Source organism: Saccharopolyspora indica, from assembly GCF_027853965.1.
GTDB classification, from domain to species: Bacteria; Actinomycetota; Actinomycetes; order Mycobacteriales; family Pseudonocardiaceae; genus Saccharopolyspora; species Saccharopolyspora indica.
The window spans coordinates 196,676-218,974 of the sequence record NZ_JAQGLB010000013.1; the positions used below are offsets into that span (position 1 = coordinate 196,676).

Genomic DNA, 22,299 nt, shown 5'->3' on the forward strand with positions numbered 1-22,299 from the left:
CAATCCCCGAGGATCACAGTCGCAGCGGTCAGAACGCGGGCCAGGGGATCGCGGGCCAGTCCCCGGAGGGGGCCGGGAAGACGCCGGCGTCCAGGAGGCGGTCGATGCGGGTGCTGATCGCCTGGACCTCCTTCGGCGTGATGTGCTCGGCCAGCCGGACCGCCAGCTCGCCCTCCATCAGCGCCCGCAGCTCGCCCAGCTCGTCGACGGCGTCCTCCGGCAGCGGCTCGCCGATCCAGCCCCACAGCACGGTGCGCAGCTTGTCGTCGGTGTTCAGGCTGACGCCGTGGTCCACGCCGAGCACGCGGCCGTCCGGGGCGTGCAGGATGTGGCCGCCCTTGCGGTCGGCGTTGTTGATCACCACGTCGAGCACCGCGAGGCGGCGCAGCTGCTCGTGGTCGGCGTGCGCCAGCACGACCGGATCACCGTGGTGGTCCTGGGCGCGCAGCACCGGCAGCCAGCCGTCCGGCACCTCGTCCGGGGCGACGATGCCGACCAGCCCGGAGTCTTCCTCGACGTCCACCCACAGCTGCACCATGCCCGGCCCGAACGGCCCGTCGCGCAGCACCGTCGGCGGGACCAGCTCCCAGCCGGTCGCCTCGGCGATCAGGGCGGAGCCGACCTCGCGGCCGGCCAGCGTGCCGTCCGGGAAGTCCCACAGCGGGCGTTCCCCGCGCACCGGCTTGTACACGCACTCGGCGGCCGTGCCGTCGAGCTCGATCCCGCAGAACAGCGTCGCGTTCGACGCCTCCACCAACCGCCCCTGGACGTCCAGCCGGCCGTTCAGGAGCAGCTCGTGCACCGCGGGATCACCCGCGTGCACGTGCCTCAGACCTCTTCCGAACGGCGGTAGCCGTTCTGGCGCGGGCAGATGTGCCCGTTGGGGTCCAGCGGTTCGGCGCACAGCGGGCAGGGCTTGCGGCCGGCGTTGATGACGCGCTCGGCGCGCTCGGCGAACGCCCGCGCGTGCGCGGGGCTGAGGAACACCCGCAGCGCGTCCGGGCCCTCCTCGGTGTCGTCGAGCACCACAGATTCGTCGAGCTCCTCGTCGGTGACGGCCAGCAGTTCGACCACCACCGCCTCGGTCTCGGCGTCCCAGCCCAGCCCCATGGTCCCGACCCGGAACTCCTCGTCGACCGGGACCTGCAGCGGTTCGGTGTCGACGAGCGCGTCGGGGGTCTGGCTGGGCAGGTCGGCGTGGAAGCGCCGCTGCACTTCCTCCAGCAGCGCGCCGATGCGTTCGGCCAGCACCGACACCTGCTGCTTCTCGAGCTGCACGCTCACCGTGCGGACGTCCTCGGACGCCTGCAGGTAGAAAGTGCGCTCACCGGGTTCCCCGACCGTTCCGGCGACGAATCGGTCAGGTTGACGGAAGACGTGGATGACACGAGCCATGACTCCTCCGACACTAGGCCACCGAGCGCACCGGGTGCGCGGCTGGCCCCCGTTTTGTTGGTCACCGCCGCACCAGGTGCCGGTCTACCCGCCGAACCCGCCCGCCGACCACCGGTTTCGCCGATGTTCGCCGATGGCGAACTGAAGCGCGCCGGGGGCCGGGCCGATACGCTCACCGGCGGTGGTCAAGATCGCGGGATGGAGCACGCCGATGAGCATGCGCGAACTACGTCGCCCGCCGAGGCTGCGCAGCGGTGACACCGTGGCGGTGGTCGCCCCCGCCGGGCCGGTGCCCGAGGAGCTGCTCGACGCCGGACTCGCCCACCTGCGCGCCTGGGGCCTGCAACCGCGCGTCGGCAAGCACGTCCGCGACCGCCACCCGGCGGTGAACTACCTGGCGGGCACCGACGCCGACCGGGCCGCCGACCTGCAGGAGGCGTGGTGCGATCCGGAGGTGGCCGCGGTGCTCTGCGCGCGCGGCGGCTACGGCAGCATGCGGGTCCTGGACCACCTGGACTGGGCGGAGATGGCCGCGGCGGGCCCGAAGGTGTTCACCGGCTCCAGCGACATCACCGCGCTGCACGACGCCGTCGCCACCCAGCTCGGCCTGGTCACGGTGTTCGGCCCGATGGTCGCCACGAAGGCGTTCGCGGAGGACGCCGCCGCGAGGGAGCACTTGCGCCGCACCCTGTTCCAGCCCGAATCGGTCACCATCCTGACCCGCTCCACCGCGGACGCCCTCGTGCGCGGGCGCGCCCGCGGCACCACCTACGGCGGCAACCTCAGCATCGTCGCGGCTTCGCTCGGCGCCCCCGACGCGCCGACTCCGCCGGAGCACGGCATCGCGCTGCTGGAGGACATCACCGAATCCCCCTACCAGCTCGACCGGTTCGTCACCCAGCTGCTGCGCGCGGGCTGGTTCGACCACGCCGCGGGCATCGCGCTCGGCTCGTGGACCGACTGCGGACCGCTGGAGGAGGTCCGCGCGGTGATGTCGGACCTGCTGGGCGGCCTGGGAGTGCCGATCCTGTGGGAGCTCGGCTTCGGCCACTGCACCGCGCAGCGCACCATCCCGCTGGGCGTCGCCGCCGAGCTCGACACCGACGCCCAGCGCCTGTCGATCCTGAAGCCCGCGCTGCTCTAACCGGCCGCTTTGCGGCGGGCGTAGTGCTGGCGTGCCTTGGCCCGGTTGCCGCACCGCGCCATCGAGCACCACTGCCGGTTGCGCGCCGGCGAGGTGTCCAGGAAGCGCAGCCCGCAGCGGTGGTACGCGCAGACCGCCACGCGCGGGAACGGTTCTGCCGCAAGCAGTTCGATCGCGTCGACGGCGACCTCCGCCAGCGCCGTCCGCACCGGGTCCCGCGGTTCCGGGCGGAACGCCGCGACGGATCCGTCCGGCTCGGCGCGCAGCTGCACCGCTGCGCGGTCATCACCGCGCGCCGCCTCGTTGATCAGCTCCACGTCGGATGCCGCGATCACCGAGCCCTGCGCGCGGGCGTCCACGGCCTGGCAGATCGCTTCGCGGAGCTCTCGCGCGGCTGCCACGTGCGCTTCCACGGGCGAGCTGTCCGCGCGCAGCCCCACCTCGCGGAGCCATTCGGCCAGCGCTTCCGGCGCGATCAGCAGCTCCCGGCCGCCGCGGTAGCGGTCGCGCAGCGTGTTGACCAGATCGAGGCAGAGCCGGCCGCCGTCGTGGACCCAGTCGCCCATCCTTGCCCTCCCGCCGCCGTCGATCTACCATCCTAAACTCTAACCCCCTAAGCCAGTTAGAAACGGAGTCGATCGATGCCGTCCGACGAAGTCGCCCTGGTCAACGGCCTGCGCGTGCACTACACGACCGCGGGCAGCGGCCCCGGGCTGGTCCTGCTGCACGGCTGGCCGCAGACCAGCCACTGCTGGCGCAAGCTGATCCCGGAGCTGGCCCGCACGCACACCGTGATCGCGCCGGACCTGCGCGGCTACGGCCGCACCGACAAGCCGCGCGACGGCTACGACAAGCGCACGATGGCCACCGACGTGGCCGAGCTGGTGGCGGCGCTGGGCTTCGAGTCGGTCAGCGTGGTCGGCCACGACCGCGGCGCGCGGGTGGCGCACCGCTGGGGCCTGGACCGCCCGGACCAGGTCGACCGGCTGGCGCTGCTGGACATCGTGCCGACCCGCGAGATGTGGCGGCTGATGAACACCGAGGCGGGCACCGCCTACTGGCACTGGTTCTTCCACCTGCAGCCGGACCTGCCGGAACTCCTGGTGGGCAACGACATCGCGGGCTACCTCCGGTACTTCTTCGAGCGCTGGACGGTGAACCGGCCCGGTCTGGAGCCCTCGGCGATCGAGGAGTACGTGCGAGCGTTCTCCGCACCGGGCGCGCTGCGCGCCGGTTTCGACGACTACCGCGCGTCGTTCCCGCTCGACAGCGAGCACGACGACGCCGACGCCGAGGCGGGCCGCAAGCTGACCATGCCGCTGCTGGCGCTGTGGGGTTCGGCGGGCCTGCCCGCGAAGCTGCCGATGCGCGAGATCTGGCGCGAGTACGCCGAGCACCCGACCTGCGCCGAGATCGCCGACTGCGGGCACTTCCTGCCCGAGGAGCGCCCCGAGCAGGTCCTGGCGCACCTGCGGGAATTCCTGGCGCCCGGGAGGTAGTTGATAACGTCGTCAGCGAGCGAGAGGTGCCCCATGCGAGTCCGACCCGTCACGCCCGAACTGCTGGCGGCGGAGCTGGTCGACCGCATCGAAGCACTCCCCCGCCGCTGGGCGCGGATCGCGGTGGACGGCGCCCCGGCCGCCGACACCGGCGACTTCGCCGACGCCCTGGTGGAACCGCTGCGCACCCGCGGCCGCGAGGTGATCCGCATCCGCACGGCCGACTACCTGCGCCCGGCGTCCCTGCGCCTGGAACACGGCCACCACGACCCGGACTCGTACTACGAGAACTGGTACGACCTGCGCGGTCTGACCCGCGAAGTGCTGGACCCGTTGTCGGACAACGGCAACGGCCGGGTCCTGCCCGCGCTCTGGGACGCCGCGGCGGACCGCTCGCCCCGCCTGCCCCGCGTCCAGCTCCCGGACCGGGCGGTGGCCGTGGTGGACGGTCCGCTCCTGCTCGGCGCGGGCCTGCCGTTCGACTTCACCGTCCACCTCTGGCTCCCCGAAGCGGCCCTGAACCGCCGAACCCCCGACGAAGACCGCTGGACCCTCCAGGCCTTCCACCGCTACGCCGAAGAGGTCTCCCCGCACCACCTGGCGGACTGCGTCGTCCGCGTCGACCGCCCAGGCCGCCCAGCAGTGGTGGACAGCCTGGAGTGAAGAGCAGGCGCAAGCTAGGCTCACGGCGCGTATTACAAAATGTGTTACACTCGGGCACATGGGAACTCTCAATGTGCGCACCGATGAAGCAATGGAGACCGCGCTGAACGCGTTAACAGGAGACACGCGTAGCCGGTCAGAGGCCGTTCGCTACGCCCTCCTCCGAGCCTACAAGGAAATGCTCCTGGAACAGGCCGAAAAGGACGCTGAGCGTCTCAACGCAGATCCGGACGACCAAGCGGAGATGCTGGCGATCCAACGGTTCATGGGGGTCACTGAGTGATCTTCCGCGGAGCGGTCTACGAGATCAAGGCGATGCCCGGGGCTCGCGGACACGAACAACAAGGCCGACGGTACGCCGTGATCATCCAATCCAACCGATTTGCGACAAGCACGATCACCGTCGCCCTGACCTCGACACGGGCCGCTGAAGCCATCTACCGTCCCGAAATCGAGCTCAACGGAACCAAAACACGCATTCTCACTGATCAGGTCTACTCAGTGACTTCTGATCGATTGGGAGACTTCAAGGGTTCGCTCGATGCGAGCGAGCTCGCCGACCTGGATCGGGCACTACTCCTCCGTTTCGGCTTGATCTGACGCTCAAGCCACGCGGCGTTCGACGGTGGGTACGGCGGCGAGCAGGGTCTTGGTGTAGTCGTGCTGCGGGTCCAGCAGGACCTGTTCCACCGGGCCGACCTCCACCAGCTCTCCCCGGTACATCACCGCCACGCGGTCGGCGATGTTCCACGCCAGGCCCAGGTCGTGGGTGATCACCAGCGTCGACAGGTCGCGCTCCACGCGCAGTCGCAGCAGCAGCGACAGGATCTCGCCGCGCACGGTCGCGTCCAGCGACGCCACCGGCTCGTCGGCGACCAGCACCTTCGGCTCCAGCACCAGCGCACCCGCGATCACCACGCGCTGCCGCTGACCACCTGAGAGCTCCTGCGGCAGGCGGCCGAAGAACTTCTCCGCCGGCCGCAGCTCCGCGGCTTCCAGCGCCGCGGTGACCCGGCCGCGCTCGTCGTCGGTGATGCCGTGGATCCGCAGTCCCTCCGCCACCGCCTCGTAGACCGTGTGCCGCGGGTTGAGCGCTCCCGTCGGGTCCTGCAGCACCAGCTGCACCTGCCTGCGGTAGTCGCGCAGGCCCGCGGCCCCGCTCGGCAGCGGCACCCCGTCGTAGCGGACCGCTCCCCTGGTCGGCTTCTGCAGGCCCAGCAGGGTGCGCGCGAGCGTCGTCTTGCCGGATCCGGACTGCCCGACCAGGGCGACGATCTCCTTCTCCTCCACCGCCAGGTCCACCCCGCGCACCGCGTGCACGACCTGCCCGGAACGGCCGGTGAAGTCGACCGCGACGTCCTCGGCGGCCAGCAGCGCGGAGCCCCGGGACGCGCTCTCGGTGAGCCGGAACTGCGGATCGCCGACCGTGGGGAACGCATCGGCCAGCGCCTTGCTGTGCTCGTGCTGCGGCCGGGTCATCACCTCCTGGGCCGGGCCGTGCTCCACCACGCGCCCCTGGTACATCACCGCCAGCTGCGCGCAGCTGGCCGACAGCACCGACAGGTCGTGGCTGATCATCACCAGCGCGATGCCGCGCTCGGCCACCAGCCTGCGCATCAGCTCCAGGATCTGCGCCTGCACCACGACGTCCAGCGCCGTGGTGGGCTCGTCGGCGATCACCAGCCGCGGCTCGCACGCCAGCGCCATGGCGATCATGACGCGCTGCTTCTGCCCGCCGGAGAGCTCGTGCGGATAGGCGTTCGCCCGCTCCGCGGGCAGCTCCACCTGCGCCAGCAGCTCCGCGACTCGCGCGGAGAGGTCCTCGGAGCCGCTCCCGTGCAGCTTGATCGGCTCGGCGATCTGCTCGCCGATCGTGCGCACCGGGTTCAGCGCGTGCATCGCGCCCTGGAACACCACCGACGCGCTCGCCCACCGAACGGCGCGCAGCCGCCCGAAGGTCATCTCGCGCACGTCCTCGCCGTCCAGCAGGACCTGCCCCTCGATGCGCGCCGAGCTCGGCAGCAACCGCAGCACCGACATCGCCACGGTCGTCTTCCCGCAGCCGGATTCGCCTGCGATGCCCAGGGTTTCACCCTCGCCGAGGCTCAGGTTCACGTCCCGGACCGCGGGTTCCTCCGCGCCCCGGTAGGTCACCGACACGTCGCGCAGTTGCAGAATCGGACTCACCGCCGCCCCCGCAGCCTCGGGTTGAACACCGTCTCCAACGCCCGCCCGCACAGGGTGAAGGCGAGCACCACCACCACGATCCCCAGTCCCGGCGGCAGCAGGTACCACCAGGCGCCACCGGTCACCGCGCCGGTGTCCATCGCCGACTTCAGCATCGAGCCCCACGACACCAGGCTCGGGTCGCCCAGGCCCAGGAACGACAGCGTGGACTCGGCGATGATCGCACTGGCCACCGCCAGCGTGGTGTTGGCGAACACCAGCGGCACCACGGCGGGCAGCACGTGCTTGCCGATGACGTGCCCGTGCCCGGCGCCCAGCGCGCGAGCCCGCTCGATGTACGGGCGGGTTTCGATGGTCAGCGTCTGCGCCCGCACCATGCGCGCCGTGGGCGGCCAGGACGTCACGCCGATCGCCAGCACGATCGTCCACAGCCCGCGTTCGAGCACCGTGGACAGCGCGATGGCCAGCACCAGCGAGGGCAGCACCAGGAAGAAGTCGGTGAACCGCAGCAGGATTCGCGAGGTCCAGCCGCCGAAGTGCGCCGCGAGCACGCCCACCAGCGCACCGATCAGCACCGACAGCAACGCCGCGGCCAGCCCGACCACCAGCGACACCCGAGCGCCCCACCAGGTCAGCAGCAGGACGGAACGACCGGATTCGTCGGTCCCGAGCCAGTACTCGCCGCTGGGCGCCTGCAGCGGCTCGCCGGTCGCGCGCGTGACGTCCAGGCCACCGGCGTCGGTGAGCAGCGGCGCGAGCAGCGCCAGCAGCCCGACGACGACCAGCACCACGAGCCCGACCAGCCCGCCCCGGTCGGCGCGGAACACGCGCCACGCATCGGCCAACCGCGCCCGGCGGCGAGCCCGGACGATCTGGCCCGCGGTGGCCGTCACGATTCCCGCACCCTCGGGTCCAGCACCCGGTAGAGCAGCTCGGCCAGCACGTTCATCACCACCACACTCCCCGCCAGCACGATGAAGATCCCCTGCAGCAGCGGCAGGTCCGGCACCCGCAGCGCCTCGAAGGTCAGCAGCCCGAGCCCGGGCCAGGAGAACACCGTCTCCACCGTGATCGCCCCGCCGACCACCAGCCCCATCCGCAGGAAGATCAGCGTGACGGTCGGCAGCAGCGCGTTGGGCACCGCGTGGCGGCGGCGCACCAGGTCCTCGCGCAGCCCCTTGGCGCGGGCGGTGGTCAGGTAGTCCTCGCCCATCTCCTCCAGCAGCGAGGACCGCATCACCATCAGGTATTCGGCGTAGATCACCGCGACCATGGTCAGCGCGGGCAGCACCAGGTGGTGCGCCACGTCGAGCAGCTGCGGCAGGAACTCGGGCGGGGTGTCCGGCGAGGACATCCCGCCGACCGGGAACAGCCCCGGGATCGGGCCGACCCCGACGCCGAAGGCCATCAGCACGATCAGGCCGAGCCAGAACGTCGGCACCGACCACAGCGTCAGCGCCACCGAGGTCGAGGTCTTGTCGAACGCGCCGCCGTGCCGCCACGCCGCGCGCGAGCCCATCCACAGCCCGAGCACCACCGCCAGCGCGGTGGCGGTGCCCACCAGCAGCACGGTCGGCCCGATCCGCTCGACGATCAGCTCCCCGACCGGGCGGCTGTAGGTGTAGGAGGTGCCGAGGTCACCGCGCAGCAGGTTGCCGAGGAAGTCCAGGAACTGCTTCCACAGCGGCTGGTCCAGGCCGAACCGCTCGCGCAGCACCTGGATCTGCTGCTCGCTGACCGGCGCCCCGCGGGTCATGGTGCGCACCGGGTCGCCCGGGATCACCCGGAAGAGGAAGAACCCCAGCACCGCCACCAGGAGCAGGCTCACCAGGCCGCCGCCGACCTTGCCGCCCAGGAAGCGGGCGAACCGGCGGCGACCGGCGCCGGCGGGCACCTGATCCGGGACGGTGGCAAGCAGATCGGACACGGTTCACTCCCTGGTGTCGGCGGTCGCCCGGCGGCGGACGAACACCAGCGCCACCACGACGCCGACCAGCACCACGACTCCGCCGAGCACCCACGCGACGGTGCTGTAGTCGGTGCCCGAGGTGCCGTTGACCGCCGCCTCGGTGGGCTCCGCGCCGTAGTAGCCCCAGTAGCCCTGCTGCGCAACGATGACGCCGTCCTGCGCGGGCTGCAGGGTGAACCCGGCGTAGCGGTCGGTGCGGTAGGCCTCCAGCGAGTTCTGGTAGAAGAGGATCAGCCCGGCCGCCTGGTCGTAGAAGCGCGCCTGCGCCTGGTTGACCAGGTCGACCCGCGCGGCCTTGTCGAACTCGCCGAGCTGCCGCTCGTAGAGGTCGTCGTACTGCTGGTCGCACAGGAACGAGTCGGCGTTGCCGCCGCCGCTCGGGCTGGGCCGCGCGGCGCAGGTCTGCAACCGCAGCACGTAGTCCGGGTCGGGGTTGGCCGACCAGCCGCTGATCACCATGTCGAAGTCGCCGCCGGTGGTGCGGTCCTGGAGCTGGTTGTCCGACACCGGCTGCAGCTCCACGCCGATGCCCAGCTCCGCCAGCCACCGCTTGACGAACTCGCCGACCTGGATGTCGGCCGAGATGTTGCCGTGCAGCACGAAGTCGAAGTTCAGCGGTTCACCCTGCGGGGTGTGCCGGATGCCGTCCGCGCCGCGCGGGTAGCCGGCCTCGTCGAGCAGCCGGTTGGCCTCGGCCAGGTCGAAGGCCCGAGGCTGCGGCGGGTTCCAGTGGTAGTCGCCGAAGATCGGCGGCAGGTAGCCGCCGCCGGCCTGCGCGTAGCCGCCCATCACGCGGTCGACCAGCGCCTGCCGGTCGATGGCGTGGTCGATGGCCTGCCGCACCCGCACGTCCTTCAGCGCCGGGTGCCCGGAGCCGATCGGCTCGTTCTGGCTGTTGGCCGCGCCCGGGTTGAGGATCATCTCGAAGAAGCGCCTGCCCTGGCCCTTGACCTGCTGGATGTCGGACTCGCCGGCCAGCGCGTCGAACTGCGCCGGGGTGAGCTTCTGCACCACGTCGACATCGCCCTTGCGCAGCGCCTGCACCGCGGCGTCGCTGTTCTTGAACTGGATGAACTGCACCTGCGCGACCTTCGCCGGGCCGCGCCAGAAGTCCGGGTTGGCGGTCAGCGTGACGTCCTGCTCCGGGCGGTAGCCGGTGAGCACGAACGGCCCGCTGCCCACCACCGGCATCTGGTCGTTGGTGAAGTCCGCGACGTCGGTGACCTTGGACCACACGTGCTCGGGCACGATCGGCGCGTCGATGGCCAGCATCGTCGCCTGCGGCGTCTTGGTGCGGATGACCAGCGTCCTGTCATCCGGTGCGGTGACGGTGTCGAAGTTCTCCACGAAGTTGCCGTTGGCGGTGCTGGCGGCCGGATCGGTCATCATCCGGTTGAAGGTGTAGGCCGCGTCGCGGGCGGTCACCGGCTGCCCGTCGGACCACTTCACGCCGGGCCGGATGTGGAAGGTCCAGGTGAGCTTGTCCGGCGAGGTGTCCCACTTCTCGGCCAGCTCCGGTTCCACCTCGAAGTCCTCGGCGCGGTAGGTGGTCAGCGTCGGGTAGATGGACCGGAAGATGTCGGTGGAGGCGAGCGTGTAGCCCAGGAACGGGTTGAGCGAGTCGATCTGCTGCTGCAACCCGACGCGCAGCGTGGCACCCTGCGGCCGCGCGCCGTCCTCCTGCGCGGCCGCGGGCAGCGGCACCAGCAATCCGGCCAGCAGCACGGCCCAGAGCGCGACGAGTCGTCTGCCCACTTGTGACCCCCTCCTTCGCGGCGAGTGAGAGAAAGGAACCACCTTCGGACACTGTTCGTCAATGGTTAACCACGAGTTGTCGCCGCTGAACATCACGCAGTGGAACCGAACCGTTACCCCATCGGCGCGCCACCGCCCGAAAGCCTGGACAGGCCGCCTAGATTGATCTCCGTGCGGATCTTGCTCTCAGCTGACATGGAAGGCGTCACCGGCGTCACGTGGACCGATGACGTGGTGCCCGGGACCGAGCAGTGGCAGCGCTTCCGCCGGTTGTTCACCGGCGAGGTCAACGCCTGCGTCGAAGGCCTGTTCACCGCCGGGGCGACCGGCGTGCTGGTCAACGAGGCGCACTCCTCGCAGCGGAACCTGCTGCTGGAGGACCTCGACGAGCGGGCGGTGCTGCTGACCGGCAGGCACAAGCCGCTGTCCATGATGCAGGGCATCGAGTCCGATGTGGACGGTGTGGTGTTCCTCGGCTACCACGCGCGGGCGGGCGAGGAGGGCGTGCTGTCGCACACCTACCTGGAGAACTCCATCACCGGCGTCTGGCTGGACGGCCGCCCGGCAGGCGAGGGCGGGCTGAACGCGGCGCTGGCCGACGAGCACGGCGTGCCCGTCCTGCTGGTCACCGGCGACGACAGGGCCTGCGCGGAAGCCGCCGGCTACGCGCCGTCGGCGCGCACGGTCGTGGTCAAGGAGTGCGTCAGCCGCTACGCGGCGATCTGCCGCCCACCGGCCCGCACCACGGCCGACATCCGCTCGGCGGCGGCGGAAAGCCTGCGCCTGGCCGGGCGCACCGCGGGCGACGTGCGCCCGCACCGCATCGAGGTGGAGTTCGACGCCGCGCACCTGGCCGCCGCCGCGGCGGTGATCCCGACCGTGGAGCAGGTGGACGTGCGGCGGGTCGGCTTCGACGCGCCGGACATGACCGAGGCGATGAAGGCGTTCAAGATCGTCACCACCATCGCCGCCCGGGCCGTCCAGGGCATTTACGGCTGATCGAGTCCCGTCGGCGCTGGCCGATGGGACGCCAGCGGAACCCTCACAGATCGCCCCAGCGGGCGGTCTGCCACTGGACGGCTTCCGGACGCTGCCCGGTTCGGGTGAATTCGTCCAGCGCTGCGCGGAGTTCCCGGAACGGGAGCACCGCGTTGCGCGGGAACTTCAGCGTGCTGCCCGCGTCGAAGGGCAGCGCCGGGGCCTCCGGTTCGGGCTCCGGGTTGAGGGTGTGCCAGGACGTCATCTCGCCGTCCTCGGACTCCTCGGTGAAGTTCAGGACGCCGACCTCCTCCTCGGGATCGGTGACGATCCGGACCTGGAGGTAGGGCCCCGGTGCCTCGGGATCCTGGTGCGGCCGGTCCCAGACGTAGAGATGAGCGGCTCCCGGCTGCGCCGGGCGCAGCACCTTGTCCACCAGTTCGGCCTTGTCGTCCTCGGTCTGCGCGTAGAGGCGCTCGCCGCCGACGACCGCGGTCGTGACGGTGACCCCCAGTTCGGTGTTGCGCGCGCCGACCGCCTCGGAGCGCAGCCCCTCCAAGCAGATCCGCGCCTCCTTCAACGCCTTCATCGCCGCGCCCTGGTGGTAGACCAGATCGCCCCAGTACGGGTGACCGAGCACCTTGTTGAGGTCGTCGTAGACCTCGTGGGTGGCCTCGATCAGCTTGTCCAGGGCGTCCACCGGGACGTCCGCGAGGCGGGCGAACACCACCGCAGGCGGTTCTAGCGGGCCGGGCTCGACTTGTGCTGGATTCGACATGCGTTCCCTGCATCCACTTCGATCGTGGGCGACCCCCAGGACGCCCCTGCCCAGATCTCGTCCCCCAGCAGGCTACCGTGCGTCAGTGCACGGCCCCGAAGCGCCACCGGCTCAGCCGGCGGCGTCCCGCAGCACCCCGATCGCAGGCCCGCCGTGCGGCGAACCGAGCGCCAATAACGCCCGCGCCAGCCCGTCCGCGTCGTCCAGGCCGAGCTCGGAGACCAGGTCCTCGGGCAAGCTCAGCATCGACAGCGCCACGCCGAGCATTCCGGCGTCCAGCAGTCCGGCGCCGCGGCGGCTGATCCGCCTGCCCACCGCGCTGTGCAGGTGCACCGCGGTGTCGACGTTGGCCTCGGTGATCGCGCTCAGCGCGGCGCGGACCTCCGGATTCCGGACCGCTTCGAGGTGCAGCTCGAACAAGGCCAGGAACTGCGATCGCGCGCTGGTGGCCATCCGGCGCAGCATCGCCGCGTACAGCGCGGTGATGTCCTCGGAGCTGACGTCGGCGGGAATCTCGCTGCACAGCGCTTCCAGCGCCTCGGTGTGCCGGGCGGCGAGGTAGCGCGCGACGGCCAGGAACAGCGCGCTGCGCGTCGGGAAGTAGTTCTTCGTGGTGCCTTCGGGAACCTCGGCCTCACGATCGATCGCGCGATGGGTGAGCCCACGACCGCCCTCCCGCGCCAGCACCTCGATGGCGGCGTCGGCGAGCAGTTCTCTGCGGTTGCCTCGTTGCGGCATGCATCCCCTCGGTCTCGGCTGCTGATCAACAGCGTACCCGTCCACCACACCAGTGGTGGAAGCGGTCCTTGACCGCCATGTCATCAAATTGGTATAGACCTTACGTCCCCTTCCGCTCGCCCCTCAGGAGCCACCGAATGTCGGAAACCGCGCCCGGCCACGCCGAGCACACCCTGGAACACCTGCGGAAGATCGGCGCGCACAACGCCGAGAACCTGCGCACCGCCGCCGAACGACTGCTCACCGCGATCCGCGCGGACGGCCTGGTGTGCACCGCCGGGGCGGGCCACTCGCTGGCCGGCGTGATGGAGTCCTTCTACCGGGCGGGCGGACTTGCCGCGGTCCGCCCGCTCTACCACCCCGACCTGCTGCCGCTGCACGGCGCGGTGCCCAGCACCCGCACCGAACGGCGCACCGGGCTGGCCGAGGAGATCCTCACCGGCGCCGGGTTCCGGGGCGGCGCGGACGTGCTGGTGGTGTTCTCCAACTCCGGGGTGAACCCCTACCCGGTGGAACTGGCCCGCACCGCCCGCGCGGCGGGCTCGTCGGTCATCGCCATCACCTCGCCGATGGCCAGCGCCGAGGCCCCCAAGCGCGCCGGGACCACGCTGGCCGAAGAAGCCGAGGTCGTGCTGGACACCCTGGTGCCGGGCGGCGACGCCAGCTACCCGGTCGACGCACCCGTGACGGCCCCGCTGTCCTCCCTGTCCAACGCGTTCCTGTGGAACATGCTGCTGGTCGAGCTGTTCGACCTGGCCGCGGCCGCGGGCGTCGACCTCCCGGTCTGGCGCAGCTCGAACACCGTCGGCGGCGACGAGGCCAACGCGGCGAGCCTCGCCCACTACGGCGAACGAGTCCCCGGCCTCCTCTGAGCGTCTTCCGGCCGAGCTCGGGCTCGGGTGGCGATTTCGCGCGAAATCGGCGCAGCACGCGCCTGCGGAACGACGATCTCGCGCGAAATCGCCGTCACCCGGACTCGGGCCGCGCGACCAGTTCGGCGATCCTGCGCAGCTGCGCGGCCCGTTCGGCGGCCAGCTGCTGCTCCGGGTCGACCGCTTCGTCGGCCTGCACCAGCAGCGCCAGCGTTTCGCGGACCGCGCCGATCGGCGGCCGGGCGACGGCTTCGGCCAGTTCGTCGACCGCCACCTCCAGCCGGTCCGGCTCCACCACCGCGTTGACCAGTCCCAGCCGCAGCGCCTCGTCGGCGAGGATCTCGCGCCCGGTCAGGCAGATCTCCACCGCGCGCGCGTATCCGACGGCCCGGACCAGCGGCAGCGTGCCGCCCAGATCGGGGACGAGCCCCAGGCCGGTTTCGGCCATGCGGAAGCTGGCGTCGGCGGCGACCACTCTGAGGTCGCACGCCAACGCCAGCTGGAATCCGGCACCGATCGCGTGCCCCCGCACTGCCGCGATGGTCACCCTGTCGGGTTCGCGCAACCAGCTGAACCCCTGTTGATAGCCGGCGATCTCGGCGTCGGCCTGTTCGGTGGGACGCCGGGCCAGCCCGGCCAGCCCCGGCGCCCCGTCCACTTCGGCGGCGTTGAACAACCGCCGGTCCAGCCCGGCCGAGAACGCCCGGCCGGCGCCGCGCAGCACCACGACCTGGACTTCCGCGCCCAGGCATCGACCGATCTCCCGCAACGCCTGCCAGGTGTGCGGTGTCTGCGCATTGAGCTTGTCCGGGCGGTTCAGCGTGATCGTGGCCCGCCGACCGCGGATCGTGAGCCCCACACCGCCACGATCCAGCAGGTCGGCGTCCACCATCGACTCCGCCAAGCGGACCTCCTCGATGAGAGCCCGTCAGCACCTCGCCGAGCGCGAGGCGACCGCAGACCGGGCTCCAAGACGACCAGTGGTCGCCGGGCTCACTTCTTCTTGGAGCGCGTGGCGCCCCCGCGACCGCGCAGCTGCACACCCGATTCGCTCAGCACCCGGTGCACGAATCCGTACGACCGGCCGGTCGCCTCCGCGAGAGCGCGGATGCTAGCCCCCTTCTCGTACTTCTTCCTCAGGTCACTGGCAAGCTTGTCCCGCGCACTACCTGTGATGCGCGCACCTTTCTTCAGCTCAGCCACGGTGTCCCCGCCTTCCCTCTGAGCAGGTCGGGCCTCGCGACCCCTGTCAGCGCAATGATCGAACAGGAAAGGCGGGAACGCCAGGCGATCATGGAAAAAAGATCGGCCAACGGCCGAGAAGGCCACCCGGCGATCACCGGAATGCACTAATCCATCCGTAGTAGTGGACTCCGGGTGGACGGCGGTTGCTATGAGCCCTTTTCACCTTTTGGGTGGTCGCGGGCCCGACGACCACCGTGCCGGGCCCTGCGAAGCGATCGGGCGCACAACCCACCTGCGCAACTCGCACCGCCGCGGATTCCCAGGTGCCGCCTGACGAGCCCAGTCCCGTTCGCCGTGTATCGGACATGCATGAGAACGGGCTCCCGCAGCCAGGCAGCGCCTGAGGTTCCACCACCCGCGCCGCCGTGCAGAACGAGCCTGGAAACGCTCTACGCCAGCTGGACGAGGTCCAGGTAGTCCTCCGACCAGTGGTCCTCGGTGCCGTCGGGAAGCAGGATGACCCGTTCCGGTTCCAGCGCCTGCACCGCGCCCGGGTCGTGCGTGACCAGCACGACCGCGCCGGTGAAGCTGCGCAACGCGTCGAGCACCTGCTCGCGGCTGGCCGGGTCGAGGTTGTTGGTCGGCTCGTCCAGCAGCAGCACGTTGGCCGCGCTGGAGACGAGACCGGCCAGCGCCAGCCGCGTCTTCTCACCACCGGAGAGAGTGCCCGCCGGCTGCTGCAGCTGCTCACCCTGGAACAGGAACGCGCCCAGCAGCGTGCGCAGCTGCTGCTCCGGGGCGTCCGGGGCGGCGCTGCGGATGTTCTCCCAGACCGTGGCGTCGTGGTCCAGCGTCTCGTGCTCCTGCGCGAAGTAACCGATGCGCAGGCCGTGACCTGGGACGACACCGCCGGAGTCGGACTTCTCCACGCCGCCCAGCAGCCGCAGCAGGGTCGTCTTGCCCGCGCCGTTGAGGCCGAGCACGACGACCCGCGAACCGCGATCCACGGCGAGGTCGACACCGCTGAAGATCTCCAGCGAGCCGTAGGACTTCGACAGCCCGTCGGCGGTCAGCGGGGTCCGCCCGCACGGGGCCGGCTCCGGGAAGCGGATCTTGGCGACCTTCTCCTGGGCCTGCTCGGTCTCGGCCTCGGACAGCAGCTTCTCCGCCCGGCGGGCCATGTTCTGCGCGGCGACCGCCTTGGTGGCCTTGGCGCGCATCTTGTTGGCCTGCGCCATCAGCGTCGAGGCCTTCTTCTCCGCGTTGGCGCGCTCGCGGCGGCGGCGCTTCTCATCGGCCGCGCGGGCGTCCTGGTAGCGGGTCCAGTCCATGTTGTAGACGTCGGCCTCGCCGCGGATGGCGTCCAGGAACCACACCTTGTTGACCACCGCGGCCAGCAGGTCGACGTCGTGGCTGATCACCACCAGCCCGCCGTCGTGGGCCTTGAGGAAGTCGCGCAGCCAGTTGATCGAGTCGGCGTCGAGGTGGTTGGTCGGCTCGTCGAGCAGCAGCGTGGTGGCCGAGCGACCGCCCGGACCGGCCTCGGACGCGGCGAACAGGATCCGGGCGAGTTCGACGCGGCGGCGCTGCCCACCGGACAGCGTGCTCAGCGGCTGCTCCAGCACCCGGTCGGGCAGACCGAGGTTGCTGCAGATCCGCCCGGCCTCGCTCTCGGCGGCGTACCCGCCGCGCGCGGCGAAGCGCTCCTCGAGCCGGCCGTAGCGGGCGATCGCCTTGTCCCGCTGGCGGTCGTCGGCCAGCTCGGCCATCGCCGTCTGCGCCTTCTCCATGTCGCGCAGCAGCTGGTCCAGGCCGCGCGCGGACAGCACGCGGTCCTTGGCCGAGACGGTGAGGTCGCCCTCGCGCGGGTCCTGCGGCAGGTAGCCGAGCTCACCGCGGCGGATCACCTCGCCCGCGTACGGCTCGCCCTCCCCCGCCAGCACTCGCAGGGTGGTCGTCTTGCCCGCGCCGTTGCGGCCGACCAGGCCGATCCGGTCGCCGGGCTGGACGCGCAGCATGGCGTCGGAGAGCAGGATGCGGGAACCGGCGCGCAGCTCCAGGCCGGTGGCAGAGATCAAGGGAAACTCCGGAAGTAGTGGTCGAGCGATTCCACGAACACGCCCACCGGGCGGAGCCGGGGTGGGCGCGGAGGCTGAGCGGCCCGGCAGCTAATCGATGAGCGGGCGGATCAGCGAGGGAGTGGCGCGGGCATCGCAGACCACGAAACGCTTGGTGACCACGGAACCAGTGTAACCGCCGATGTCCACCGAATTGATCGCGGATCACATTCCGTCGGTCACACCCGGTCGTGGACGCTCACAGCACGAAGGTGTCGTTCCACAGCTGCGTAGTGCGGCCGGAGAGGGCTTCCAGCAGCGCGGCGGCCTGGTTGTCGGTGAGCGAGGCGACGAAGTCGATCACCGCCCGGCCGCGCGACATCCGCTCCAGGTGCTCGGCGTCGATCACCGCCGGCTCGCCCGGCTGCACCAGCAGCTCCGGGGCCTCGCGGCGCAGCAGCGCGAACTCGGCGCGGGCCCGGTCGAACAGGTCGCGCAGCCGGTGCGGCAACCGGGCGGCCTCGCTGCGGTCGATCAGCCAGTTGTCCAGCGCTTCCACCAGCTTGCTCACCAGCCGGTCCTGGCCGCGCTGGTGCAGCGCGAGGTCCGGTCGCTGCAGCACGAACCGGCGGTGCACGAACTTGAGCACCTGCACCTCGTGCCACTGCTCGACGGCCAGCGCGACGTGCCCGGAGCGCGTCGGCGGCTCCTCGACGACCTGGATGCCCTCCACCAGCCGCTGCGTCCACTCCCCGGAGAACGCCGCGACGGCCTGCTCGGCCTGCTGCGAGCGGTCGAAGGGCACTTCCAGCAGCTTGGTGACCAGGTTCGCGACGACCTTCTTCACCGCGCTGACGAACGCCTCGTCGTCGGCGATCCAGCCGTCCTTGGCGTGCAGGCGGCGGCGCAACCGCTCCAGCGAGCAGCCCGGCCGCATCCCGTCACCGGCCAGCTCCTCGTCGGAGCGCCCGGCGAACTCCACCGCGCGCCCCAGCCACTCGGTCAGCTCGTGCGAGACGCTGGTGTGCTGCAGGATCCCGACGCGGTGGAAGTCCTCCAGGTCGTGGATCGCGTAGGCGATGTCGTCGGCGGTGTCCATGATCGACGCCTCGACGGTCTGCTGCCAGTCCGCCAGCCGTCCGCGGAACGGCGAGCGCGCGTCGATCATGTCCGCCAGCTCGGTGCTGTAGCAGGAGAACTTCGCCGATCCGGTGCCCGGCGCGTCCTCCGGCTCGGAAGCGCCGCGCGGCGGCACCGGCAGGTGGCGCGGGTGCGGCTGCGGCTCGGCCAGCCGCGTCCACGGGTACTTCAGCAGCGCCGCGCGCACGGCGGCGGTCAGGTCCAGGCCCTCGCCGTCGGTGCCGCGCACGTCGATGCGGGTCACCACGCGGTAGCTCTGGGCGTTGCCCTCGAAGCCGTCGGGCAGCGCGAACCGCTGTCGGGCGAGCCGGTCCAGCACGCCCTCGCCGAGGTGCCCGAAGGGCGGGTGGCCGAGGTCGTGGCCGAGCCCGGCCGCCTCCACCACGTCCAGGTCGCAGCCGCCGAGCCGGTCCAGCTTGCTCAGGTTCGCGGGATCGGCCATCAGCCGTTCGGCGATGGCCCTGGCGACCTGGGCGACCTTCAGGCTGTGCGTCAACCGGTTGTGCAGCAGCAGCCCGGAACCGCTGGGGCTGACGACCTGGGTGACCCCGCCCAGCCGGGCGAAGAACGCCGAGCTGGACACCCGGTCCCGATCCGCCCGGAACGGGCTGGCGGCGAGATCACCGGGAGCTCGGTGGGATCCCGAACGACCACTGCGCCTACCGGTCCGAAGCTGCGCGTCGTACATGGCCACACGTTAGACGATCGGTGCCGCGGTCATCCTGCGCGGCGGCCCTGGCGGCGGGCGCCCGGCCGGGCGTGATCTGATTTCCCCGTGGCAGATGTCGTGGTGGTCGGCGGCGGTCCCGCGGGACGGGCCGCGGCGGCGGCCTGCAGCGACACCGGCCTGGAGGTCGTGCTCGTCGACCCGGCACCGCGCCGCGTCTGGCCGCACACCTACGGCGCCTGGCGCGACGAGCTGCCCGCCGCGCTCCCCGGCTCCGCGCTGGCATCGGTCGTGGAACAGATGGCCCTGCACGGCACGGACCGGCACCAATGGCACCGGCCGTACGCCGTCCTGGACAACACCGCGTTGTGGAAGCACCTGTGGCGCCACGACGTCCTGGAGATCACCGGCCGCGCGCAGGCCGCCGAGCACGGGCCGACCGGGTCGACCGTGGTGCTCAAGGACGGCAGGCGGATCGCCGCCGCGGTCGTGGTCGACGCGACCGGCGCGGCGCGAGCGCTCTCCGGCGGCCGCCCGGCGCACACCTCCGCGCAGCAGAGCGCGATCGGCTGGGTGGTCAGCGCCGCCGCGGCCGAGCCGTTCTGCGGGCCCGGCGAGGGGGTGTTCATGGACTGGCGGCCGGCTCCGCAGACCCGCGGCGGCTGGCCGACGTTCCTCTACGCGGTGCACGTCGGCCCGGACCGGGTGCTGCTGGAGGAGACGTCGCTGGCCCGCCGCCCGGCATTGCCGCTGGCCCTGCTGCGCAGGCGGCTGGCGGGACGGCTGGCCGCGGCGGGCGTGGCCGAGTCGGAGCGGCTCGCCGAGGAGCGCGTGCGGTTCCCGGTGGACGACCCGCTCCCCCGGCCCGGACGGGTGGTCCCGTTCGGCGCTGCCGGCGGCTTCGTGCACCCGGCCAGCGGGTTCAGCGTCGCCGCGTCGCTGCGGCGCGCACCGTGGCTGGCCGCGGCGATCAGCGCGGCCCTGCCCTCCGGGCCTGCGGTCGCCGCCCGCGCCGCGTGGTCGATCCTGTGGCCGCCGCGCGCGGTGTCCGGGCACGTGCTGCGGCACCGGGCGCTGCGGGCACTGCTGTCGCTGCCGCCCGACCACGTGCCGGAGTTCTTCGAGCTGTTCTTCCAGCTCGACGCCCGGCACCGCGCCGCGTTCCTGGCCGCGGAGGACGATCCGGCGGGCACGGCGGCGGCGATGTCCGCGCTGTTCGCGAGCGCGCCCTGGCGCATCCGCAGGCGGCTGGCGCTGGGTGGTCTGACCATCGGTCACCCGCAGGCCCGTCACGGCCTCGGCGGCAGCTGAAACCGGGCATACCCAGCCAGCTGGGCACGTAACGTGGCCGGTGCGCTGCTCATAGTTGTGGCAACCGCCACCCGGCGCCGCCAACCCGTGTTCGGTGCTGGTCAAGCGCGCTAAGTTGGTCTGCAGGGAGAGGCGGTCCTCCACCCCGAGGAGGAGGAACTGAGATGTCGGTGAACAGGTCGTGAACACCGTCGATGGAACAGCATGAGTGCGGGCAACATCGACTCCGTGCTAGCGCTGGTTGACGAGGTGCGCTTCGCGTTCCAGCCGTTGATCAACATCAAGACCGGAGCCATCGTCGCGATAGAGGCGCTGGCCCGGCCGGTTGGGACGAACGTCCAGGAGCTGTTCCGCGAGGCTGCCCGGCAACGGCGGCTGACCGAGCTCGACGTGGAACTGGCCAACGCGGCGCTGACGGCTGCCGCCGAACACGAATCCCTGCTGCCGCTGCACCTCAACATCTTCGGCGGCACGGTCACCCACGACCTGCAGCGGCTGGACCTGGTGCGCGAGCGGCTGCGCGAGATCGGCCGCCGCGAGCAGGAGGTGACGCTGGAGATCGGCCCGCCGTTCGCCCGGCTGAACACCGACGACCTGCTGGTCGGGGTGGACAAGCTGCGCGCCGACGGGTTCCAGATCGCGCTGGACGGCGTCGGCGAGGGCGATGTGCCGCTGGCGCTGATCGCCGACATCGGCCCGGCCGTGGTCAAGCTGGACCGCGAGGTGGTCCAGCAGCTGCCGGAGAGCCCGGCGCGGGTCGCGCTGGTCGAGTCGGTGCGGCACCTGTGCGAGGCCACCGACAGCCAGCTGGTGGCCGAGGGCGTGGAGAACGAGCGCCAGCTGACCACCTTGCGCCGCAACGGGATCCGCCTGGTGCAGGGCAACCTGCTGGCGCCCGCGGCGCGGCGGCCGCCGACGGCCAGCAGCGTGCCCGGCGTGGCCGCGGAGGTGACCGACCCGCACGGTCCGCCGATCAGCTCGCTGGCCAGCGGACCGCGGGTGACCGAGTTCCTGTCCCCGGCCACGATCCTGCCCACCGACGTCACCGCGGACAAGGTGCGCGGCGTGCTGGCCGACCACCCGGAGATCAGCGGTGTGGTGCTGGTCGACGAGGGCAACCGGCCGCAGTGGACCATCGAGCGCAACCGGTTCCTGCTCGCGGTGACCGGCCCGTACGGCCACGCGCTGCACGCCAAGCGGCCCGCGTCGCGACTGGCCGACGAACCGCGGGTGGTGACCACGGCGACCACCGCGATGGAGGCGCTGAGCATGGTCACCCGCTCCGACCAGTACCGGATGTACGACGACGCGATCGTGGTCGACGAGTCGGGCCGGTGCCTGGGCGCGGTGCGCGCCGGTGACCTGATCCGCGGCATGGCGGAGCTGAAGGTGGAGGAGGCGGCGGCGCTGAACCCGCTGACCCGGCTGCCGGGCAGCGACGCGATCGCCCGCGACGTCACCCGCCGCATCGCCGCGGGCGAGGTCTTCGCGGTGAGCTGGCTGGACATCGACGGGTTCAAGACGGTCAACGACACGGCGGGCTTCTCCGCGGGCGACGACCTGATCCGAGCCATCGGCCGGAGCCTGACCGACGCGGCCACCGCGCTGAGCTCGGTGCAGGTCGGGCACGTCGGCGGGGACGACTTCCTGCTGGTGGCGGACCTGGACGACCTGGTGGCGCTGGCCGAGCTGGTGCTCGATCCGGAGCGCACGGCGGGCGGCGTGTCGGTGACCCTGTCGCTGGCGACCCTGGTGTGCACGCCGAGCACCGTCGCGGGCTACGACGACGCGTCCAGCCGCCTGGCGCCGCTGAAGAAGCACGCCAAGTCGCTGGCCGGGTCGAGCTGGGTGATGTCCCGCCCCGGCTCGGACCGCATCGAAGTGCTGCGCGGCACCCCCAGTTCCTGAGCTCCCGCGGGCAGGATCACTCACGCGGACGATTGCCGCGGCCCACCACGCGC

General features: G+C 71.6%; 22 protein-coding genes. 9 read left to right on the forward strand and 13 right to left on the reverse strand.

What is annotated here, in order from left to right; translation table 11 throughout:
* Window positions 1-28: 28 nt before the first annotated feature.
* Together OU416_RS26355 and OU416_RS26360 are read right to left on the reverse strand one after the other, a co-directional pair.
* The gene (locus OU416_RS26355; protein WP_372907257.1) at window positions 29-823 is read right to left on the reverse strand and encodes an SCO1664 family protein; all 795 of its coding nucleotides are present in this window, start codon (window positions 821-823) and stop codon (window positions 29-31) included.
* Window positions 824-828: 5 nt separating this feature from the next.
* Window positions 829-1,395 (reverse strand): DUF3090 domain-containing protein, encoded by a 567-nt coding sequence (locus OU416_RS26360; protein ID WP_270929699.1) that lies wholly within the window; start codon window positions 1,393-1,395, stop codon window positions 829-831.
* A 211-nt stretch (window positions 1,396-1,606) separates the two neighbouring features.
* On the opposite strand from OU416_RS26360, the gene OU416_RS26365 reads away from it, so the two are divergent.
* Window positions 1,607-2,539 carry a S66 peptidase family protein gene (locus OU416_RS26365; RefSeq protein ID WP_270929731.1) on the forward strand — a complete coding sequence of 311 codons (933 nt, stop codon included), beginning with the start codon at window positions 1,607-1,609 and terminating at the stop codon, window positions 2,537-2,539.
* Here the strand turns inward: OU416_RS26365 and OU416_RS26370 are convergent.
* Entirely contained in the window at window positions 2,536-3,105 is a 570-nt protein-coding gene (locus OU416_RS26370) for a CGNR zinc finger domain-containing protein (protein ID WP_270929700.1), read from the reverse strand. The two genes, OU416_RS26365 and OU416_RS26370, sit on opposite strands and share 4 nt — an antisense overlap.
* A gap of 75 nt (window positions 3,106-3,180) precedes the next feature.
* Between OU416_RS26370 and OU416_RS26375 the strand changes: the two genes are divergently transcribed.
* The 4 genes from OU416_RS26375 to OU416_RS26390 are packed head-to-tail and all read left to right on the forward strand — an operon-like array spanning window position 3,181 to window position 5,301.
* Window positions 3,181-4,038, forward strand: coding sequence for an alpha/beta fold hydrolase (locus OU416_RS26375; protein WP_270929701.1), 858 nt, complete (start codon window positions 3,181-3,183; stop codon window positions 4,036-4,038).
* Between the two features lie 33 nt (window positions 4,039-4,071).
* On the forward strand, window positions 4,072-4,701 hold the full coding sequence (locus OU416_RS26380; protein WP_270929702.1) for a nucleoside/nucleotide kinase family protein: 630 nt from the start codon (window positions 4,072-4,074) through the stop codon (window positions 4,699-4,701).
* Window positions 4,702-4,759: 58 nt separating this feature from the next.
* Entirely contained in the window at window positions 4,760-4,984 is a 225-nt protein-coding gene (locus OU416_RS26385; protein ID WP_270929703.1) for a hypothetical protein, read from the forward strand.
* Window positions 4,981-5,301, forward strand: coding sequence for a type II toxin-antitoxin system PemK/MazF family toxin (locus OU416_RS26390; RefSeq protein ID WP_270929704.1), 321 nt, complete (start codon window positions 4,981-4,983; stop codon window positions 5,299-5,301). Before OU416_RS26385 ends, OU416_RS26390 begins: the two co-directional genes overlap by 4 nt.
* A gap of 3 nt (window positions 5,302-5,304) precedes the next feature.
* On the opposite strand, the gene OU416_RS26395 is transcribed toward OU416_RS26390, so the two are convergent.
* From OU416_RS26395 to OU416_RS26410, 4 genes are read right to left on the reverse strand one after another with little or no spacing between them, the layout of a single operon-like run.
* Window positions 5,305-6,888 (reverse strand): ABC transporter ATP-binding protein, encoded by a 1,584-nt coding sequence (locus OU416_RS26395; RefSeq protein WP_270929705.1) that lies wholly within the window; start codon window positions 6,886-6,888, stop codon window positions 5,305-5,307.
* Window positions 6,885-7,781 carry an ABC transporter permease gene (locus OU416_RS26400; protein ID WP_270929706.1) on the reverse strand — a complete coding sequence of 299 codons (897 nt, stop codon included), beginning with the start codon at window positions 7,779-7,781 and terminating at the stop codon, window positions 6,885-6,887. The genes OU416_RS26395 and OU416_RS26400 overlap by 4 nt, the downstream gene beginning before the upstream one ends.
* A complete protein-coding gene (locus OU416_RS26405; RefSeq protein ID WP_372907258.1) occupies window positions 7,778-8,815 on the reverse strand; it encodes an ABC transporter permease in 1,038 nt (345 codons plus the stop codon). Before OU416_RS26405 ends, OU416_RS26400 begins: the two co-directional genes overlap by 4 nt.
* Before the next feature lie 3 nt (window positions 8,816-8,818).
* Entirely contained in the window at window positions 8,819-10,612 is a 1,794-nt protein-coding gene (locus OU416_RS26410; RefSeq protein WP_270929707.1) for an ABC transporter substrate-binding protein, read from the reverse strand.
* 171 nt (window positions 10,613-10,783) lie between these two features.
* Here OU416_RS26410 and OU416_RS26415 point away from each other — a divergent pair, with 171 nt between their 5' ends.
* Window positions 10,784-11,611, forward strand: coding sequence for a M55 family metallopeptidase (locus tag OU416_RS26415; protein WP_270929708.1), 828 nt, complete (start codon window positions 10,784-10,786; stop codon window positions 11,609-11,611).
* A gap of 43 nt (window positions 11,612-11,654) precedes the next feature.
* Here OU416_RS26415 and OU416_RS26420 read toward each other — a convergent pair whose 3' ends face one another.
* Window positions 11,655-12,368 carry an Imm1 family immunity protein gene (locus tag OU416_RS26420; RefSeq protein WP_270929709.1) on the reverse strand — a complete coding sequence of 238 codons (714 nt, stop codon included), beginning with the start codon at window positions 12,366-12,368 and terminating at the stop codon, window positions 11,655-11,657.
* Between the two features lie 111 nt (window positions 12,369-12,479).
* A complete protein-coding gene (locus OU416_RS26425) occupies window positions 12,480-13,106 on the reverse strand; it encodes a TetR/AcrR family transcriptional regulator (RefSeq protein ID WP_270929710.1) in 627 nt (208 codons plus the stop codon).
* A gap of 137 nt (window positions 13,107-13,243) precedes the next feature.
* On the opposite strand from OU416_RS26425, the gene OU416_RS26430 reads away from it, so the two are divergent.
* The gene (locus OU416_RS26430; RefSeq protein WP_270929711.1) at window positions 13,244-13,978 is read left to right on the forward strand and encodes an SIS domain-containing protein; all 735 of its coding nucleotides are present in this window, start codon (window positions 13,244-13,246) and stop codon (window positions 13,976-13,978) included.
* 94 nt (window positions 13,979-14,072) lie between these two features.
* Here the strand turns inward: OU416_RS26430 and OU416_RS26435 are convergent, their stop codons facing one another.
* The 4 genes from OU416_RS26435 to OU416_RS26450 all read right to left on the reverse strand — a co-directional run bounded on the left by OU416_RS26435 (window position 14,073) and on the right by OU416_RS26450 (window position 19,048).
* Window positions 14,073-14,882, reverse strand: coding sequence for an enoyl-CoA hydratase/isomerase family protein (locus tag OU416_RS26435; RefSeq protein ID WP_270929712.1), 810 nt, complete (start codon window positions 14,880-14,882; stop codon window positions 14,073-14,075).
* A gap of 89 nt (window positions 14,883-14,971) precedes the next feature.
* The gene (locus OU416_RS26440; protein ID WP_010310662.1) at window positions 14,972-15,181 is read right to left on the reverse strand and encodes a helix-turn-helix domain-containing protein; all 210 of its coding nucleotides are present in this window, start codon (window positions 15,179-15,181) and stop codon (window positions 14,972-14,974) included.
* Window positions 15,182-15,612: 431 nt separating this feature from the next.
* Entirely contained in the window at window positions 15,613-17,241 is a 1,629-nt protein-coding gene (locus tag OU416_RS26445; protein ID WP_270929713.1) for an ABC-F family ATP-binding cassette domain-containing protein, read from the reverse strand.
* A gap of 238 nt (window positions 17,242-17,479) precedes the next feature.
* On the reverse strand, window positions 17,480-19,048 hold the full coding sequence (locus tag OU416_RS26450; protein ID WP_270929714.1) for a deoxyguanosinetriphosphate triphosphohydrolase family protein: 1,569 nt from the start codon (window positions 19,046-19,048) through the stop codon (window positions 17,480-17,482).
* An 87-nt stretch (window positions 19,049-19,135) separates the two neighbouring features.
* Here OU416_RS26450 and OU416_RS26455 point away from each other — a divergent pair, with 87 nt between their 5' ends.
* Both OU416_RS26455 and OU416_RS26460 read left to right on the forward strand, forming a co-directional pair.
* A complete protein-coding gene (locus OU416_RS26455) occupies window positions 19,136-20,338 on the forward strand; it encodes a lycopene cyclase family protein (RefSeq protein WP_270929715.1) in 1,203 nt (400 codons plus the stop codon).
* Window positions 20,339-20,542: 204 nt separating this feature from the next.
* Complete coding sequence (locus OU416_RS26460) at window positions 20,543-22,246, forward strand: GGDEF domain-containing protein (protein ID WP_270929716.1); 1,704 nt, start codon at window positions 20,543-20,545, stop codon at window positions 22,244-22,246.
* The last annotated feature ends 53 nt before the right edge of the window (window positions 22,247-22,299 follow it).

Bases quoted from the DNA above. Each gene is read 5' to 3' on its own strand.
- OU416_RS26375 (WP_270929701.1), top strand. From the start codon at position 3,181: ATGCCGTCCGACGAAGTCGCCCTGGTCAACGGCCTGCGCGTGCACTAC.
- OU416_RS26430 (WP_270929711.1), top strand. From the start codon at position 13,244: ATGTCGGAAACCGCGCCCGGCCACGCCGAGCACACCCTGGAACACCTG.
- OU416_RS26370 (WP_270929700.1), bottom strand. From the start codon at position 3,105: ATGGGCGACTGGGTCCACGACGGCGGCCGGCTCTGCCTCGATCTGGTC.
- OU416_RS26450 (WP_270929714.1), bottom strand. From the start codon at position 19,048: ATGTACGACGCGCAGCTTCGGACCGGTAGGCGCAGTGGTCGTTCGGGA.
- OU416_RS26365 (WP_270929731.1), top strand. From the start codon at position 1,607: ATGAGCATGCGCGAACTACGTCGCCCGCCGAGGCTGCGCAGCGGTGAC.
- OU416_RS26425 (WP_270929710.1), bottom strand. From the start codon at position 13,106: ATGCCGCAACGAGGCAACCGCAGAGAACTGCTCGCCGACGCCGCCATC.
- OU416_RS26385 (WP_270929703.1), top strand. From the start codon at position 4,760: ATGGGAACTCTCAATGTGCGCACCGATGAAGCAATGGAGACCGCGCTG.
- OU416_RS26460 (WP_270929716.1), top strand. From the start codon at position 20,543: ATGAGTGCGGGCAACATCGACTCCGTGCTAGCGCTGGTTGACGAGGTG.
- OU416_RS26380 (WP_270929702.1), top strand. From the start codon at position 4,072: ATGCGAGTCCGACCCGTCACGCCCGAACTGCTGGCGGCGGAGCTGGTC.
- OU416_RS26420 (WP_270929709.1), bottom strand. From the start codon at position 12,368: ATGTCGAATCCAGCACAAGTCGAGCCCGGCCCGCTAGAACCGCCTGCG.
- OU416_RS26360 (WP_270929699.1), bottom strand. From the start codon at position 1,395: ATGGCTCGTGTCATCCACGTCTTCCGTCAACCTGACCGATTCGTCGCC.